This window comes from Saccharibacillus qingshengii, assembly GCF_013185195.1.
In the GTDB taxonomy this organism is placed as follows: domain Bacteria; phylum Bacillota; class Bacilli; order Paenibacillales; family Paenibacillaceae; genus Saccharibacillus; species Saccharibacillus qingshengii.
The window spans coordinates 308276-324474 of the sequence record NZ_JAAZWC010000002.1 but is presented as its reverse complement, the minus strand read 5'-3'; the positions used below and the strand labels follow the sequence as shown (position 1 = coordinate 324474).

Annotated in this window: 12 protein-coding genes; 1 reads left to right on the top strand and 11 read right to left on the bottom strand. The window is 58.2% G+C overall.

The genetic code is table 11. The features are described 5' to 3' along the window. The first annotated feature begins 224 nt into the window (after positions 1-224). The gene (locus HRQ60_RS03290) at positions 225-1091 is read left to right on the top strand and encodes a polysaccharide deacetylase family protein (RefSeq protein ID WP_172194192.1); all 867 of its coding nucleotides are present in this window, start codon (positions 225-227) and stop codon (positions 1089-1091) included. Between the two features lie 194 nt (positions 1092-1285). Here the strand turns inward: HRQ60_RS03290 and HRQ60_RS03285 are convergent, their stop codons facing one another. The 11 genes from HRQ60_RS03285 to HRQ60_RS03235 form a co-directional block, all read right to left on the bottom strand. Next, positions 1286-3124 carry a glycoside hydrolase family 127 protein gene (locus HRQ60_RS03285; protein ID WP_172194191.1) on the bottom strand — a complete coding sequence of 613 codons (1839 nt, stop codon included), beginning with the start codon at positions 3122-3124 and terminating at the stop codon, positions 1286-1288. A 12-nt stretch (positions 3125-3136) separates the two neighbouring features. Then, complete coding sequence (locus tag HRQ60_RS03280; RefSeq protein ID WP_172194190.1) at positions 3137-3967, bottom strand: carbohydrate ABC transporter permease; 831 nt, start codon at positions 3965-3967, stop codon at positions 3137-3139. Further along, entirely contained in the window at positions 3967-4851 is an 885-nt protein-coding gene (locus tag HRQ60_RS03275) for a carbohydrate ABC transporter permease (protein ID WP_172194189.1), read from the bottom strand. The genes HRQ60_RS03280 and HRQ60_RS03275 overlap by 1 nt, the downstream gene beginning before the upstream one ends. 162 nt (positions 4852-5013) lie before the next feature. After that, positions 5014-6408 (bottom strand): ABC transporter substrate-binding protein, encoded by a 1395-nt coding sequence (locus tag HRQ60_RS03270; protein WP_172194188.1) that lies wholly within the window; start codon positions 6406-6408, stop codon positions 5014-5016. Between the two features lie 111 nt (positions 6409-6519). Beyond that, a complete protein-coding gene (locus tag HRQ60_RS03265) occupies positions 6520-8304 on the bottom strand; it encodes a cache domain-containing sensor histidine kinase (protein WP_172194187.1) in 1785 nt (594 codons plus the stop codon). Next, positions 8301-9605 carry a response regulator gene (locus HRQ60_RS03260; RefSeq protein WP_172194186.1) on the bottom strand — a complete coding sequence of 435 codons (1305 nt, stop codon included), beginning with the start codon at positions 9603-9605 and terminating at the stop codon, positions 8301-8303. The genes HRQ60_RS03265 and HRQ60_RS03260 overlap by 4 nt, the downstream gene beginning before the upstream one ends. A 212-nt stretch (positions 9606-9817) precedes the next feature. Beyond that, positions 9818-11107 (bottom strand): Gfo/Idh/MocA family protein, encoded by a 1290-nt coding sequence (locus HRQ60_RS03255; protein ID WP_172194185.1) that lies wholly within the window; start codon positions 11105-11107, stop codon positions 9818-9820. A 211-nt stretch (positions 11108-11318) separates the two neighbouring features. Next, positions 11319-13115, bottom strand: coding sequence for a prenyltransferase/squalene oxidase repeat-containing protein (locus HRQ60_RS03250; RefSeq protein WP_172194239.1), 1797 nt, complete (start codon positions 13113-13115; stop codon positions 11319-11321). A gap of 42 nt (positions 13116-13157) precedes the next feature. Next, positions 13158-14162 carry a sugar phosphate isomerase/epimerase family protein gene (locus tag HRQ60_RS03245; protein ID WP_172194184.1) on the bottom strand — a complete coding sequence of 335 codons (1005 nt, stop codon included), beginning with the start codon at positions 14160-14162 and terminating at the stop codon, positions 13158-13160. Between the two features lie 39 nt (positions 14163-14201). Further along, a complete protein-coding gene (locus HRQ60_RS03240) occupies positions 14202-15074 on the bottom strand; it encodes a carbohydrate ABC transporter permease (protein WP_172194183.1) in 873 nt (290 codons plus the stop codon). Positions 15075-15162: 88 nt separating this feature from the next. Beyond that, a complete protein-coding gene (locus tag HRQ60_RS03235) occupies positions 15163-16110 on the bottom strand; it encodes an ABC transporter permease (RefSeq protein ID WP_425501617.1) in 948 nt (315 codons plus the stop codon). Positions 16111-16199: the final 89 nt, after the last annotated feature.

The window sequence follows — 16199 nt, the reverse complement described above, 5'->3', positions numbered from 1 at the left end:
GCCCGGTTGACAGCTGGACAGGAGTCCTCCAAATTGTAAGCGTTATCTATGCAGAGAGTAAGGACTCTTTTTTCGGATCAACGGACATTATTCCGGGTCTGCGGACTTCTGCGGCGGTGCGCTGGATTTTCGCAGCGGCTTGCGGGCATAATGGAAGAAGAACGAACCGAACGCGGTCAACAAATAGACTTCGGACGGAAATACGAACAGAACGGAGACCTATTATGCTTACGCTGAAAAACTGGACCGAACGCCGGCATCTGATCGTCCACGCCGACGATTTCGGGATGTGCCACTCGACCAACCGTGCGATCATCGACTTGTGGGAGCGACGCGCGATCACTTCGACCACGCTGATGGTCAACTGCCCGTGGGCGTCCGAAGCGGCCCGGGCCGCCGTACTCGATTCCGCGCTCGATGTGGGCGTACATCTGACCTCGACAAGCGAATGGGAAGTCTACAAATGGGGACCGGTGCTGCAGAGCGCCGAAGCCCGCAGGCTGACCGACGAACAGGGACATTTCCCGCCCGATTCCGGTTATATGCCGGATGTGGATCCTGCCGTCGTCCGGGCCGAAATGGTCGCCCAGATTGAAATGGCGCAGCGGCTCGGCGTGGATCCGACGCATCTGGACAACCATATGGGCAGCCTGCGCAATGTGCATCATCGGCTGCTGATCGAACTGGGCGCGGAATACGACCTGCCTGTCCGCTTCTCCGAGCATCCCGCTTACGCAAGCGGCGACGAAGCGGAAATCGCGGCGCTCGCAAAAGAGCTAGGCGTCCTGCACCCCGATCGGGTCATCGGGCTGCCGTTCACGTACCGCGAAGGCGAAGATTACGATTTTGCCCGAGACCATGTGATCGGCCTGCTGCGCGGGCTGGAACCGGGCGTAACGGAGCTTCTGTTTCACCCGTCGCTGGAGACGGAAGAGCTCAAAGCGATCACCGACAGCTGGCCTTACCGCCTGTACGACTACCGCCTCTTCCTCGATCCCGACGTACGGCGCGTTATCGAGGAGGAAGATATCGCTTTGATCGGCTGGCGCGAACTGCGCGAGCTTCAGCGATCCGCATCCATGGGACGCTGAAACCAGGCTGCCCTGTATTCGCAAGCCACAAAAAAGCCCGGCTCCCTTGGAGAGCCGGGCTTCAACGCGTCGAGAAACTCTGATTCCGGGCAAAGCGATAAGCCGGAGGGAGAAGGCAGAGGGAGAAATTCAGTGTAGCCATGAGAGCATGTCGAAGACACGCTCTTCGGAAGCCCAGGCTTGCGTCCGCAGCTTCAGAAACGGTACAGACCGATGTCCGGTTCTTCTTTTACCCATACCTGCATAAACCCGGGTTCGCGATTGTCCCAGGCATAATAAGGGATAAAGCGTACAGCAGGCCCTCCCGGAATACGGCTCTGCGCTTCCAGTACGGTTACGCCGCCCAGCAGGTCGGGATCGTGCAGGACCCGGACGGCCCGAACCGGGTCAAATACGAAATCGTCATACGCCAGTCCGGGATTGTCCCGCTCTTCCAGTGCGTAGACGATCGGACCGCGCCGAAGAGCAATGCGGCCGAGGTTGTCTGCAGCTTCCGGGCGCGCGCGCACCCCCTCGACCGGCATATCCAGCACCAGCCGGATCTGATCGCCCGGACGCCCTATCCGGCGCAGCTCCAGGTATCCGTCTGACGGTACCGCGGCCGTCTCTTCCCCGCGGACGAACAGCCGATAGCTCCGGCACCAGCCCGGAAGACGCAGCCTCAGCGTGAATTCGGACGTTTGGGCCGGGCCGATGCCCAGATCGACCGTTCCGTCCCATGGATAATTCGTGACCTGTGTGACTTCTACCCTGCGTCCTCCGCCGGCCGCAAGGTCGGCTTTGCCGCCGATATACTGGTTGATCGTGATCCCGTCATCGCTTTGGGCGTAAGCATACTGCCCAATAGCGGGCAGAAAGCGGACCAGATTCGTCGGACAGCAGGACGTATCGAACCATTCGACCCGATGATGATCGCCCCGGGAAGCCAGCGGATTGACGTAGAAGAACCGGTCGCCCGAGAGCGAGATACCGGACAGCGCCCCGTTGTACAGCTCCGTCTCGACGAGGTCGGCATATTTGCCTTCGCCGAAAAGCAGATTCATGCGATGGTTCCAGAAGGCCATGCCGATTGCCGCGCAGGTCTCGCAGTAGGCGCTCTCGTTGGGCAGGTCGTAATCGTGCGTGAAGCCTTCGTTATGCCGCGAGGGTCCGATCCCGCCCGTTAGATACAGATTCCGTTCTGCCGTATGCGCCCATACCCGCTTAAGGGCCCCGATATAGGCGGAATCGCCGGACAGGCGGGCGAGATCCGCCATCGCCGTGTATAGATACATGGCCCGCACGGCATGGCCTGTAACCCGTTCAATCCCGCTTACCGGCACATCGTCCTGGCAGTAAGCCGGTCCCCACTCGGGATTGTCCCAGATCTCGCCTTGGCCGCGGCCTTGGCCCCTCTCCTCCAGCAGCCACAGCGCAAGTTCCCGGTAGCGCACCTCGCCCGTAACCCCGTACAGTTTCACAAGCGCCAGCTCGATCTCTTCGTGGCCTTCGACCCAATGCTGCTTGCCCGGACCGAACCGTTGATCCAGATGATCGGCCAGCCGGCAGGCGCTATCGAGCAGTTTTCTTTTTCCCGTAGCTGCATGGTAGGCGACCGCCGCTTCCAGCAGATGGCCGGCGTTGTACATTTCGTGCTTCTCCATGTCTGTCCATTTGCGGTCCGGCGCATTCAGCGTGTAGTAGGTATTCAGATAGCCGTCCGGCTCCTGCGCCGCGCAGATCTCGTCGATCTCCGCGTCCAGTCGGGCTTCAAGTCCCGGATCCCGCTGCAGCATCAGCGTATAGGCGGCGCCTTCGATCACCTTGTACACGTCGGAATCGTCGTAATACATCCCCCGGAATTTCCCGGGCATCCGGCCGGACGCTTTCATGAAATTGTCGAGGCGCCCCGTCTTCTCGCATTGATCCAGACAGACGGGAACCGTTACCTTGCGAACCTGCTCAAGCCTAGGCCGCCAGAATTTGTCCCAGATCTTTACGCTTGTGAACGGCACGCTGTCCCACCGTTTGATCTTCGTTTCGGTTGTGATCATCTGTCCGCTCCTTTATCCTTTCAATCCGGTCAGCGTAATGCCTTCCAGAAAGTATTTTTGTCCGATCAGGAACACCACGACGCACGGCAGCACGACCGCCGCGGACGCCGCCATCAGCAGATCCCACTGGGCCGTATACGTCCCCTGGAACATCTGGAGTCCGAGCGCCAGCGTAAACAAATTCTCGCTTTTGAGATAGATCAGCGGGCCCATGAAATCGTTCCAGGTCGCCAGGAAGCAGAACAGCGACACCACGATAATCGCCGAGCGGCTGAGCGGGAAGATGATCGAGCGGTAGATTTGAAAATAAGACGCACCGTCCACGAAAGCGGCTTCGTCGAAGTCCCGCGGAATGGTCAGATAGAATTGGCGCAGCAGGAAGATATTGAAGATGCCTCCGCCGAAGTAGGCAGGCACGATCAGCGGGTAAAAGGTATCGTAGAATCCCAGGGCCTGCCACCCGAGGAAACTCGGAATCAGCGTCACCGCACCCGGCAGCATCATCGCGGACATCAAGATGGCGAAGACCAGATTGCGGCCGGGCCAATCGATACGCGAGAAGCCGAACGCCGCGATACTGCTGCTAACCACCGTGCCGATAATAACGGAGATCGTGATCGTAAACGTGTTCATGAAATACGTGCCGAAAGGCAGTACGGTGAGCGCCCGGCCGAAGTTTTCCCAGCGCACGGGCCGGGGAATCCATTCCGGCGGCATCGTGAAGATCTGCGACAGATCCATCAAGGAACTGCGGATCAGCCACAGAAACGGACCGATAAACAGTACCGTAATCAGCGACAGCATGAAGTAGGCAAAAGTCAGCGACAGCTTGGACGATCTCATCAGCGGCCCTCCCCTTCGTAATAGACCCAGGACTTGGACGTGCGGAACACGAGGAACGTGAAGAACAAGATCACGAGGAACAGCACCCAGGCCAGCGCCGAGGCATATCCCATCTCCGTGTCCCGGAAACCGGTTCTCCACAGGTAGAAGACGTAGAACAAGCTTTTGTTATTCGGTCCGCCCTGAGTGAGAATATACGCTTCGTTGAAGACCTGGATCGAACCGATCAAGGTCATGATCGCATTGAAAAAGATCGTCGGCGATACGAGCGGAATCGTGATATGCCGCAGCTTGCTGAACCAGCCTCCCCCGTCGACGTCGATCGCTTCGTAATACTGGCGCGGGATACCCGACAAACCGGCGAGAAAAATGATGACCGTCCCTCCGATGCCCCACAGCGAGGTCAGCACGACAGCCGGCACAACGGAATTTTCTCCGTACAGCCACAGACTGCCCGGCAGTCCGACTGCATTCAGCAGCGTATTGATCAGACCCAGGTCGGGATTGAGCAGCCACATCCAGATCATGGCCGAAGCCACGGCCGGCACGATACTGGGCAGATAGACAACGGTGCGGAAAAAGGCTCTGCCTTTTACGTTCATATTCAGCAGCAGCGCAATAAAGAACGACAGAACAATAACGGCCGGAACGCGCAGGACGACGAAGTAAAAGGTCGCCGCAAGCGACGGATAGAAATAATCGTCCGCGCCCGAGAACATGCGGACGTAATTGTCGAAGCCGATAAACGAAGTCCGGTCTTTGAACACCGAATAATCCGTGAAGCTGAGCACCAGACTCGCGATCATGGGTCCCAATGTAAAGACAATGAATCCGACGATAGCCGGCGAAGTAAACAGCAGTCCGTAGAACAAGCTTTTTCTCATATTGACCTCCATATCCGGTACGCACGCGGATCAGGACGGCAGCGGCCGAACCCGTACCGGAGCGCTTCTTGTCGAATCTGCAGGACGTCGCGCGAAACCGGAGGAAGGGCCTGCCCTTCCCCGATCTCCGCTTGTCGGCGCGGAACGTATCTGTTGTGCGCCTTAGTCCCGGCGGCCCTGAACCTGTGCCTGGGCTTTCTGGGCGACTCCGTCCAGCGCTTCTTGGGCGCTCTGCTGACCAAGCCAGACTTTGTCGAGCGCCGGTGTGACGACGTCCATGATCTTGTTGAAGTTCTTGACGTAGCCGGTCGGCGTCGGATGGCTGTTCTCCAGCAGCATGTCGATGACGGCTCCCTGGTAACCGGACGGACGGGCCGCCTGGTCTTTGGTCCAGCGGTCGAGCAGCGCTTGATCGGTATACCAGTCCCGCTCTGCCGGCATCCAGGTACCCGCCGTCAGCATGTCGATCGACGACTCCGGATCGATCAGCGCCTTCATCAGTTCCCACGATTCTTCCGGATGTTCCGTGGATTTGAACATGGAGAACATGGCGCAGACGACCGTGGTGACCGGCTTTTTCATGACCGGCAGCACGCCCACGTTAAAGTTGAAATTGGATTTGGCCAGCGAGGAACTGACCCACTGCCCTTCGATCGCCATGGCGACCTTTTTCGTTTGCAGGGCCACGTGGGTTGCGGGAATATTCTTCGACTGGACCGGCGAAGGCGCGACATGGTGCACATTGACCAGATCCGCCAGATTCTGCAGCGCTTCCACCGCTTCAGGCTGGTTCAGCGCGAACGTCTTGCCGTCTTCGGAAATGAAGTCTCCGCCGTTGGAGTAGACGAAGTTGCTGTAGCTGGCCCACCAGGACGCCAGATTGACGCCGTACTGTTTGATATTCTTGGGATCGAAATTCGGGTCCGCCGCATTGCGCCCCTGATTGTCGAGTGTCAGCTTCTTGGCGACCTCGACGAATTCCTCCCAGGTCCATGCGTCTTTCGCATCCGACGGCGGCGGCTCTACGCCCGCTTCCTTGAACGCATCTTCGTTGTAGAACAGGCCGAACGTTTCCGGACCGGGCGCGATGCCGATAATATTGCCTTCTTCCAGCGAATAGGTAATATTCGGCACCAGGCTCTCGGCGTTGAGATCCGGATCGTCGGTCAGAAAATCCTGCAGATTGTAGAACTTGCCCTGCTCGGCCAGCGGATAAGCGATACTGCCCGATTCCATCATCGCCACGTCGGGCACGTCGTTGCCGGCCACCATCGTCGTCAGCTTGGTATCGTAATCCGCCGCAATATGCTGCAGCTGCACTTTGATATTCGGATGGTCGCTCTCGAATTTCTTGATTGCGATCTTGTAGGGCTCCACTTCGTCGGGTGCCCCCCATGCGGTCAGGCGCAGCGTAATCTGTTCTCCGCCGCCGTCCTTGTCCGATCCGGAATCCGTTTCGCCGAGCTGCGAACCGGAACGCGTGCATCCGGCCAACACCGTTGTCGTCAGAAACAAGACCAGGATTACCCAAGCCGTTTGTCTGTTTACTCCCGCCATCTGTTCGTTCCCCCTCGATTGGTGTGTGGGTCATAGCTGCAGTCTATGATTGCTTTTAGTATAGGTTCTCTGATAACGCTTACATAACCCGAACTTCATTGGATAGGTGGACTATGATTGGCTCTGGTCCGGCAGCCGGATGACGACAAGGGTCCCTTCTCCCGGCGAAGATTCGATCGTCACCGAAGCTTCGGGTCCGTACTGCATCCGGATTCTCGCGATCGTATTGCGGATTCCGACGGAAGCTCCTTCTTCTTCGGCGATGGCTTCAAGCACCGCCGCCTCCATGCCTTTCCCGTTATCTCCGATCTCGTAGATCCGATTCCCTTGTTCGATCCGGCCGGCAATCCGGATCAGGCCGCCGGATTCCAGACCTTCGAATCCGTGCAGGATGGCATTTTCTACAAACGGCTGAAAAGTCAGTCTCGGCAGATCGTATCCGAATAACCGGGGATCCAGATCGTATTCGACCGTAAACTTGTCTTCGAAGCGGGCCTGCATAATATAGAAATAGCTGTTCATCCATTCGATCTCTTCGTCCAGCGATACCGTTCCCCATTCCCGGCGAGAGGTATAATGCAGCATATTGGACAAGCAGACCAGCATCCGGCTTAATTCGCGCTGGTCGTTTTCGATCGCCATCCAGTTCATGACGTTCAATGTATTATAGAGAAAATGCGGGTTCATCTGCCGGTTCAGCGCATGGATCTCCGCTTCCTGTTCTTTGAGCCGGGTCTCGTAAACTTCTGTCACAAGCGAACCGATCCGGTCGTTCATCCGGTTGAAATGCCTCAGCAGCTGGCCCAATTCGTCGCTTGAGGTGACCGGGACGCGCGCGTCGAAATCGCCTTCGCCCACCGAACGCATCGCCGCCGTCAAACGCTGGACGGGCTTGGTGATCTTGCCGGAAATGAAATAGGCCAAAGCCAGCGCGGCGACGGTCATGATGACGGCCAGCAGCAGCGTCGAGGTCCGGATGACGGGGGCGAGTTCGCGGATCAGCGACGATTCCGGCGTGATCACGATCGACAGCCACCCGGTGACCTCCGAACGGTCGAAGCAGACGATGACGCGTTCGCCGCCGAGCGTCATCCGCCGCTTGCCGCTGCCCAGTTCCTGCAGCTCCTTCACCCACGGCTCGGCATAAGTACGCGAAATAAGCGACGGATTATCGCCCGCCGCTACGCGATTCTGTTCGTCCAGCACCAAATACCGCGAACGGTCGGGCAGACTGCCCGCGAACAGCTCGTTGAGCGCTTCGGACTTGAAGCTGATGACCAGTACGGGCCGTTCGACCTCTTCGTCCAGCCGGCGCAGAATGGAATTGTACAAATAGGAAAAGTCGAGTACGCGGGTCGCCGAGAACAGTTGGCGGAAATCGATATTCTCCCGGGCGTAATCCGGTTGGGCGAACATGTCGGCGAAGTCGTAGGTGGGATACCAGACCAAGCGGCCGCCGGCTTCCTTCGCCGTACGGTACACCTCCGACTTCGTCGGGTCGCCCTGCGGAAGCTGCTGTCCGAAAGTGAAGTACGACGTCCACAGCTGGTACGTATACACATCGTCGATCCTGGAAAAATAATTGCGCAGCACATCGGAGACCTGCCGGTCCGCGGCCAGCAGTTCCGAACCGTTGGACGGGTCCAATTCGTTGAACAGTTCGAACAGACCCCTGTCGGTGAACAAAGCCATGCTGTTCTGGTCGATGATTCTCAGCTTGGTATCCATCAGTTCGTTGTTCTTGCGGACGATCTCGTATACGTTATCCTGCGCCTGATCCGTGACGACGCGCAGACTCGCCTGATAGAACAGCGTGCCGAGGACAAGCAGCGGAATAGCCGTCAGCAGGACATAGCTGGCCAACAAGCGGGAGCGGAACGAACGCGAACGCTTCATTCGGCCGTCACCTGTCGGATCGAGCCGTGCTTATAAGCGGCTGGCGACATCCCGTGCATTTTCTTGAACACGCGGCAGAAATATTTGGTGTCCGGGTAACCGCAGGCTTCCGCCGTTTCCCGAATCCGGCGCCCCGCGCCCAGCAGCAGTCTGGCCCGCTGCATTCGCGCTTCCGTGAGATGATGGGTGAACGTGCTGCCGGTCTGCTGTTTGATCCAGGTACTGAAATACGAAGGATTGAAAAAAAACCGTTCCGCTGCGCGCTCCAGCGTCAGCTCTTCGTGCAGATGCTCCTCGATCCATTTCAAGCAGTCCGCTGCCAGCGCATCGGCCTCGGCTTCTGCGTTTGCGCAGACTTCCGGGTTCGCCGATGCCGCTTCCGGCGCAGGCCGTTCATCGTAAAATACCGGCCCGTGCAGACTCCTGCGAATACCGTGGCTGCCCGCTTCCCGGGCCAGCCGGAAAGCGTCCGCGCCTTCGGCCTGCAGCAGTGCGCAGAACGGACCGATCCCGTGGAATACCTCGCCGTATGTCTCCAAATCGCCGAGCATACGCTCCGCGCACCCACGGATTGCCGTCCGTTCTTCGCTTGACAAAGGCGCGGAGCCGCGAATGATTGTAACCGCTTGCATAATTCCTTCCTGCCAGCTGTCCAGAACAAACGAAGACGCGTCTCCCAGCTGCGACCAGCCTTTCTCCAATCTGCCCAGCACCTGCTGCGCGTCGAAGTCCTGCCGCCGCGGCTTGATTCCGATCTCCGTGAAGATCACAAGGCCGCTTGCCTGCAGCCGCTCCGTACGCTCCAGCTCCCGCGCTTCGTCCGCCGGCAGGCTGCCCTCCAGCCAATCCGCGAACAGACGGCTCCGATACACGGACTGCGCCCGGCCCAGGCGCCGCTGCTGTTCGTTCGTTTCGTGCCGCTGACGCTCTTCCAGCTCCAGCTCCTTTTCGATCCGCCGAAGCATCGCTTCGTGTTTGCTCCCGTCCACCGGTTTGAGCAGATAATCGCTTGCTCCGTACCGAAGCGCTTCCTGCGCGTAATCGAACAGATTGTACGCGGATACCATAACGACGCGGGGCTTCGGCCGCTCGCTCTCCAGCCGCTTGAGGAACTGCAGGCCATCCATGTTCGGCATTCGGATGTCTGTCAGCACGAGGTCCGGCCGATCTTCCCGGATTCGCTTCAGCGCCGCTTCGCCGTCTCCGACAGCATTCAATCGATTGCCCGGACTCAGCGACAGGATCAGGTTCATCATGCCCCTGCGATGGCGGGGCTCGTCGTCCACGATCAAAATGTTCATTCCGAACCAACCTCCGTCTCCTCTGGATCTGCTGTATAAAGGTGTTGTCGCTGACTATTATACCGTCGAACCTCGATCGGGCAGAAGGACAGATCTATTGGAAAGGTGGACTTTCTTTAGGTTTGATCCGGCTTGGCGCCCAGCCCAACATCCGACGAAACCGCAAACAGCCGCAGCGTCTGTACGCTGCGGCTGTGCTTTATCTTTTTCGCCTAAGAAAACCGCACCAGCTCGTCCACTTTCACGGCCCGGCCCTGCGCCATGGAAATATTGGCCGCAATGCCGGTAAGGATCGAACGCGCGCCGTCCGCATGGTCCGCCGCGCGGCGGAACCGGTCTTCGGCCGGTTCGCCGAACAGATCGTTCAGCAGCACCGGATCGCCGCCGCCGTGGCCGCCTTCGCCTTCTTCGAAGTCCGCTTTGTAAGGTTCGCCGAACATCGGGAAGACGAGAATATTCGCGCCCTTCAGCGCACCTTCGAGCGCTTTGTCGCCGCCCGCGTTGACGTACGACTGCTCGACGACGTTCGCTTCGATCCGTCCCCGAGTCCCGTTGAACGCGATTCGGTAGCCTTCCCACGGCAGATAGGCGTTCAGCGAATACGTCAGCAGCGCCCGATTTTTGTACCGGACCATGACGCTCATCGTGTCTTCGATCGAGATGCCGTCGCCGAACACGCTCTGGTCGCGAATATAGCCGTCTTCGCTTTCGGCGTCGAGGTACATCGCTTTGAGCTGTTCGTTGTCATCCAGCGTCAGCGCAAAAGGATCGCCTTCCGCGTTCGGATGCCCCGTCGCCCGGTCGTAAAATTTCGTCACGCCGCGGTTCTCCGCATTTTCCCGGCCGTAGAACAGCAGGTCGCCCATCGCGAACACCGTATCCGGCTGCGAACCGATCCAGAAATTGACGAGATCGAAATGATGCGTCGACTTGTGCACGAGCAGGCCGCCGCCGTTGCGCTTGTCCCGATGCCATCTGCGGAAGTAATCGGCGCCGTGCCGCGTGTTGAGCAGCCATTCGAAATGGATCGACGTCACATCGCCGATCGTACCGTCTTCGATCAGCTCGCGAATTTTCGTATGGTGCGGCGCGTACCGGTAATTGAAGCTCACCCGGACTTTGCGCCCGGTGCGCGAGACGGCGTCCAGAATCTCTTGGCATTTCTCCGCGTCGGTCGTCATCGGCTTCTCCGTAATGACGTCGCATCCGAGTTCCAGCGCCCGCACGATATACCGGTGATGCGTGCGGTCGACGCTGGTCACGATGACGCAGTCCGGCTTCTTGTCGGCGATCATGTCTTCGAATCGGTCGCTTGAATACGTATCCACTTCGGGGTAGTCGTATTTCTCTCGCAGCAGCTTATTCGCATAGTCCATCCGCACCCGGTTGATATCGCAAAAAGCGAGCAGTTCCGCCGTTTCCCGAAAATGGTTCGCGATCGCTCCATAGAAAAATTCCGCCCGGCCGCCCGTGCCGACCAGGACATACGTTTTTTTGCCCATGCTTTCTCCTCCTCGCATTTCTCTGTCCGCATGTAAGCGTACCGCAAAAAAAGATCGGACTCTCCGCTTTTTATATTCAAATGGGAAAAATGCCGCTTTTTATGCACAAAACTTGCTTACGGCCATTCTAAAGATACACCAAAAACCCGTGCTCGGAAAAAGCACGGGTTTTTGGTGCTGCACAAGGTTCCGATTCGTTGAGACCGAAGCCCTAATCCGCCAACTCTTCCGCCAGACCGCCGGAAGCATTCGGGGACAGCCGGATCGTGATCGTTTTGTCCAGCGGCGTCATGAGGTTAATGGATACGGATTTGCAGCCGCTTGGCAGGTTCGCTTCGCGGACCGACTTCGACAAATGCGACAGTTCCCCGCCTTCCAACTCGATCCAGTCTTCGCCGCATTCGTAGCGCAGAACCCCGCCGCTCCAGAGCCAGCGATCCGTTCCCGCTTCGAGCAGCTCGCCGGATACGATCTCTCCTTCTCCGCCGAACACGAACGACAGCTGTGTCATGACGTCCTGCGGCTCTTCCGCCGCAATCCGCAGAACCCAGGCGTTGCCTTCTTCCGCGGACCGGGCTTCAACCCCGACGCGGAACGTCTGCTCATGCGTCAGTTCCCGCGCATGGTGCGGCAGCAGATACCACGGACTGATCTTCGTTCCGGCCGAAGCCGGAAGCTGTTCGCTGCGAACCGGTCCGTAGTAGCCTTTCTTCTGTTCGCCGGACAGGCGGTAGCCTCCGCCTTCCGCGAGCTTCATCTCCTGCATCGGCACATAACCCGGAGAGAAGTACGAAGAGACCTGCACAGCCAGCAGCCGCGCCGCGCCGTGGCGCAGGGCGAAGAAAGACGGCGTCTCGGTCATCAGCGTCACACTCGTGCCGCCGTCACGAATACGGGCGACCGGCGCTCCGAAGTCCGTATGCAGGCGGCTGTGGAAGATGCGTCCGTAATGCCCTGCCCCTTCCATTTCCCGCAAATAACCGCTGCGCAGGAATTCGCCGTTCAGCACTTTCTCGTAACGCGTGGGTACGGCTGCGGCGGCTTGGCCGGCTTCGGCCCCGAACGGACCGCGCAGTTCGGGATCCAGCAGCATTTGTACCAGAACATGAACGGAAGCGGCGCCGGGACCGTCAAGCACGGCGCCAGCGAGTTCGGCCATACCCGCCAGCAGCGGATCGCCGCCCTGCAGCGCCAGCATGGCATACGGCAGGTAATACGGCGACAGATCGTGGAAGTGGCCCAGATCCTGACGTCCCGAATAATCCGTGACAATCTCGCCCGACGGATGGACCAGATACACCATCATGCGCAGGTTGAGAAGCACGGGCTCCAGCAGTTCCGGGCGACCGAGCAGGCGCGCCGCATAGATCAGCATAATATCGCTGACCGCGCTGTAAATCCCGTTGCTGCGCTCGGTCCATTCGCCGTCCGGCGTAATATCCATGCCTTCGGCCAACCATTCGTCGGCACGGCGGAGCGCTTCTTCGCTGCCCAGCAGACGGTGCAGGCAGCCGAGCGCCGCGCACAATACCCAGCGATGATTCGGCGTGTGACAGCCTCCGGTCACAAGAACCGGGAGCGTACGCGCAAGGAACAGCTTCATGTTATCGAGTAAAGGGCGCAGCGGCTCCCACTGCGCACGCTCCAGCAGTTCATACAGCTGCGAATAACCCACGACAACAAAAGCCGTATCCGGCGGCGAATGGTAATTCGTCCAGCCCGGCGAGATCGAACCGTCGCTGTGCTGGGCGCGCAGGACAAACTCCGAAGCCAGCCGCAGCCGTTCCAATAACGATTCGTCGCGGTAATGCACCGAATCCGGATTCACCAGCGCGGTCCCCCAGTTGCACATATCCGTCGGCGTTCCCGACGTATGATTGACCCAGGCGATCCCCGTCGACGGATCGACGGTGCCGCCGTAATACCGACTTTCCGGTTCCAATACCTGTCTCAGCAGACCACTCTCTACCGCTTCGTCGTTTTTTTGTACCAGCCGTTCGTAAAGGATAAGCTCGTCCTCCCCCTGTGTTTCCGCCTAGCATCGATTTCCTTAAACTCTTCCTGCATCGTGCCCTGCTCTCGACGCCCGATCCGCCAACTTATCCGTCAGCAGCCGGTGACCGGCTTCGATCTCATCGGGCAGGCAGGCCGCTTTCAATTCGTAGACTTTGGTCCCGGCGCGTTCGATCATGGGCAGATAGGCATCATAGAACTGCGGATCGCCGCTGTGCACATACGGACACCAATGATCGGACAGTCCGATCGTTTCGTGAATATGAACACCGACGATATGATCCATCAGCCCATCCATCTCGGCTGCGCTGTCGTACAAGCCAAGCCGGTCCATCATGATCGCATGTCCCGTATCGTACCAGATGCCGACCGGCGCTCCCCGAAGAGCTTCGATGACGGTTTTTGCTTCGGCAAGCGTCGGCATTTGATTCGGGCGCGATCGCGTCTCGATCCCGAAGCGGACGTTCAGCCCTTTGGAAGCGGCCAGGTTGCACGCTTCGTCGAGGCTTGCGATAATCCGCTGCAGATAAACGCCCGCCTCACTTTGCCGGCGTTCGATAAACTCGGCCCAGGCGGCGCGGTACGCTTCCGATTCCCGGCCTTCGCTGTGATACAGCTTCTCCAGATGCTTGACGACGGCATGGTCGATCGGCACTTCGCCGGGATGGACCACAACGGCTTCCCCGCCGTAACGGTGCGCGTACTCCGCGGATTCGACGAGCAGCGCGACCGCCCTGCGGCGGCGCGCTTCGTCTGCGAATCCGAGCAGCACCGAATCCGTGCCGTAATCGGGGTCGGGCGTATGCGGGAACGTATTGTGTACGCTGGACACGCCGATCTCTCCGCGTTCGATCATCGGCTCGATCTCTTTAAGCATCTCCCGCGTTACATTATAATTCAGCTCTACCCGGCGAAAACCAAGCGCGGCGATCTCTTCGATCATCGCCCGTCCGCCGGGCTGCCGGCGAATATTCCAGCAGGTCGAAAACGAATACGGACCTTTGTCGCTGGCTTGGATATCGTCCGTGAGACTGTCGTTCATGCGGCATTCCTCCTTACGTATTCCCATTTATTCGCAGGATCAGCCTTTGACCGCTCCGAGCATGACGCCGCTGACGAAGTACTTTTGCAGCCACGGATACACGCACAGAATCGGCACGGTAGCGAAGACGACGGTAGCCGCTTTGAGTGCTTCCGGTGTCAGCGCAGTACGGTTCGCGCCTTCCATCTGCGTCAGTTCGGTCACCATGTTGTTTTGTACCATCTGGAACAGCTTGAGCTGCAGCGGATAAATCTGCGGATCGGTGATGTACATGAGCGCATCCTGGAATCCGTTCCAGCGGCCGACCGCATAGAACAAAGCGAGCGTTGCCATGACCGGCAGCGACAGGGGCAGCACAATCTTCATCAGCGTGTGCAGATACGAGCTGCCGTCGATCTCCGCGGACTCTTCCAGGCTCGGCGGGATATTTTTGAAGAACGTAATCAGGATAATAAGGTTAAACGGACTGACCAATCCCGGCAAAATGAGTGCCCAGACGGAATTCAGCATGTGCAGATCCCGGATCAGCAGGTACTCGGGAATGATCCCGCCGCTGAAGAACATCGTAATGACGATCAGATACATGAAGAATTTGCGGCCTTTCAGCTTGCCTTTGGTCAAGGGATAAGCCGCGGCGATCGTGAACAGCATACACAGCAGAGTCGTTGCGAGCGTCAGCATAATCGTAAAGCCGAGCGACGTCAGCATGGAATGGTCGGAAAAGACCTGTGTATAAGCGCCCCAGTTCAATTCGACAGGAAGCAGCGTGACCTCGCCCGAGGTAATCGCCCGGTTGGAGCTGAGCGATACCGCGATCATATGCACGAAAGGCAGCAGACAGAAGAGGACAAACAGGGATACGAACGTGATATTGACGATATCGAAAATCCGGTTGGAGGTGCGTGAACTCATCTCGGAGACTCTCCTTTCCCTGGTTCGGAAGTGGTTTTTGCCGCTTAAAGAGCGGACGTTGCATAAGTAAACGACTTCGCAGGCAAGATTACATGATCCCGTCTCCGGTGACCTTTTTCGAAATATAATTGGAACCCAGGATGAACACGAGACCCACAACGGCCTGGAACAGACCGACGACGGTAGCCAGCGTATATTGACCTGATTCCAGACCGATTCGGTAGACGAACGTACTCAGCACGTCCGAATATTCGCGCACGGCCGTGTTGCCGATGATGTACGGGCGGTCGAAACCGATACTGACCATTTTGCCAAGGTTCAGGATCAGAAGCGTAATGATCGTCGGTTTGATGCTTGGCAGGGTGATATGCCAAATTTTCTTCATCCGCGACGCCCCGTCGACGTCCGCAGCTTCGAACAGCTCCTTGTTGACGCCGGTCAGCGCAGCCAGATACAGAATCGTGCCCCAACCCGCGCTCTGCCAGACACCCGTGAACAGATACGTGATCAGCCACGAATTTTTGTCCGTCAGGAAAGGAAGCGGATCCATGCCGAGTCCCTGAAGTATCGCGTTCACCATGCCCGACTGGGTGCCGAACAGCTGATACACGATCCCGCCGATAATGACCCACGAGATAAAGTGCGGGATATACAGGAGGGTCTGCGAGATTTTTTTGAACCAGGCGTTCCGGATCTCGTACAGCATGATCGCCAGAATGATCGGTGCCGGGAACGAGACGAGCAGATCAAGAAAATTGAGCATAAACGTATTGCGCAGCGTGATATAGAAATCGTTCATGGCGAAGACTTCGCGGAACGCTTCCAGACCGATCCATTCGCTTCCGTTGATCCCCTGGAACAAGTTAAAGTCTTTGAAGGCGATCTGTACGCCGTACATCGGACCGTAACGGAAGATCAGAAAGTAGATCAGCGGAAGCGAGAGAAGCGCATAAAGCTGCCAGTAGCGTTTGATGTAAGCCTTTCTTTTGCCGAAATCTCCCGATTTACTCGCATGGGTCGCTTTGGTTAAAGTCAAGTCGGTCTCCTCCTCGCGGACAGATCGGGCTTCGGCATCCCGTTGTGGCGAACGCCGAATCCTGTCTGCAAAATGAAACCGGGGCTAAG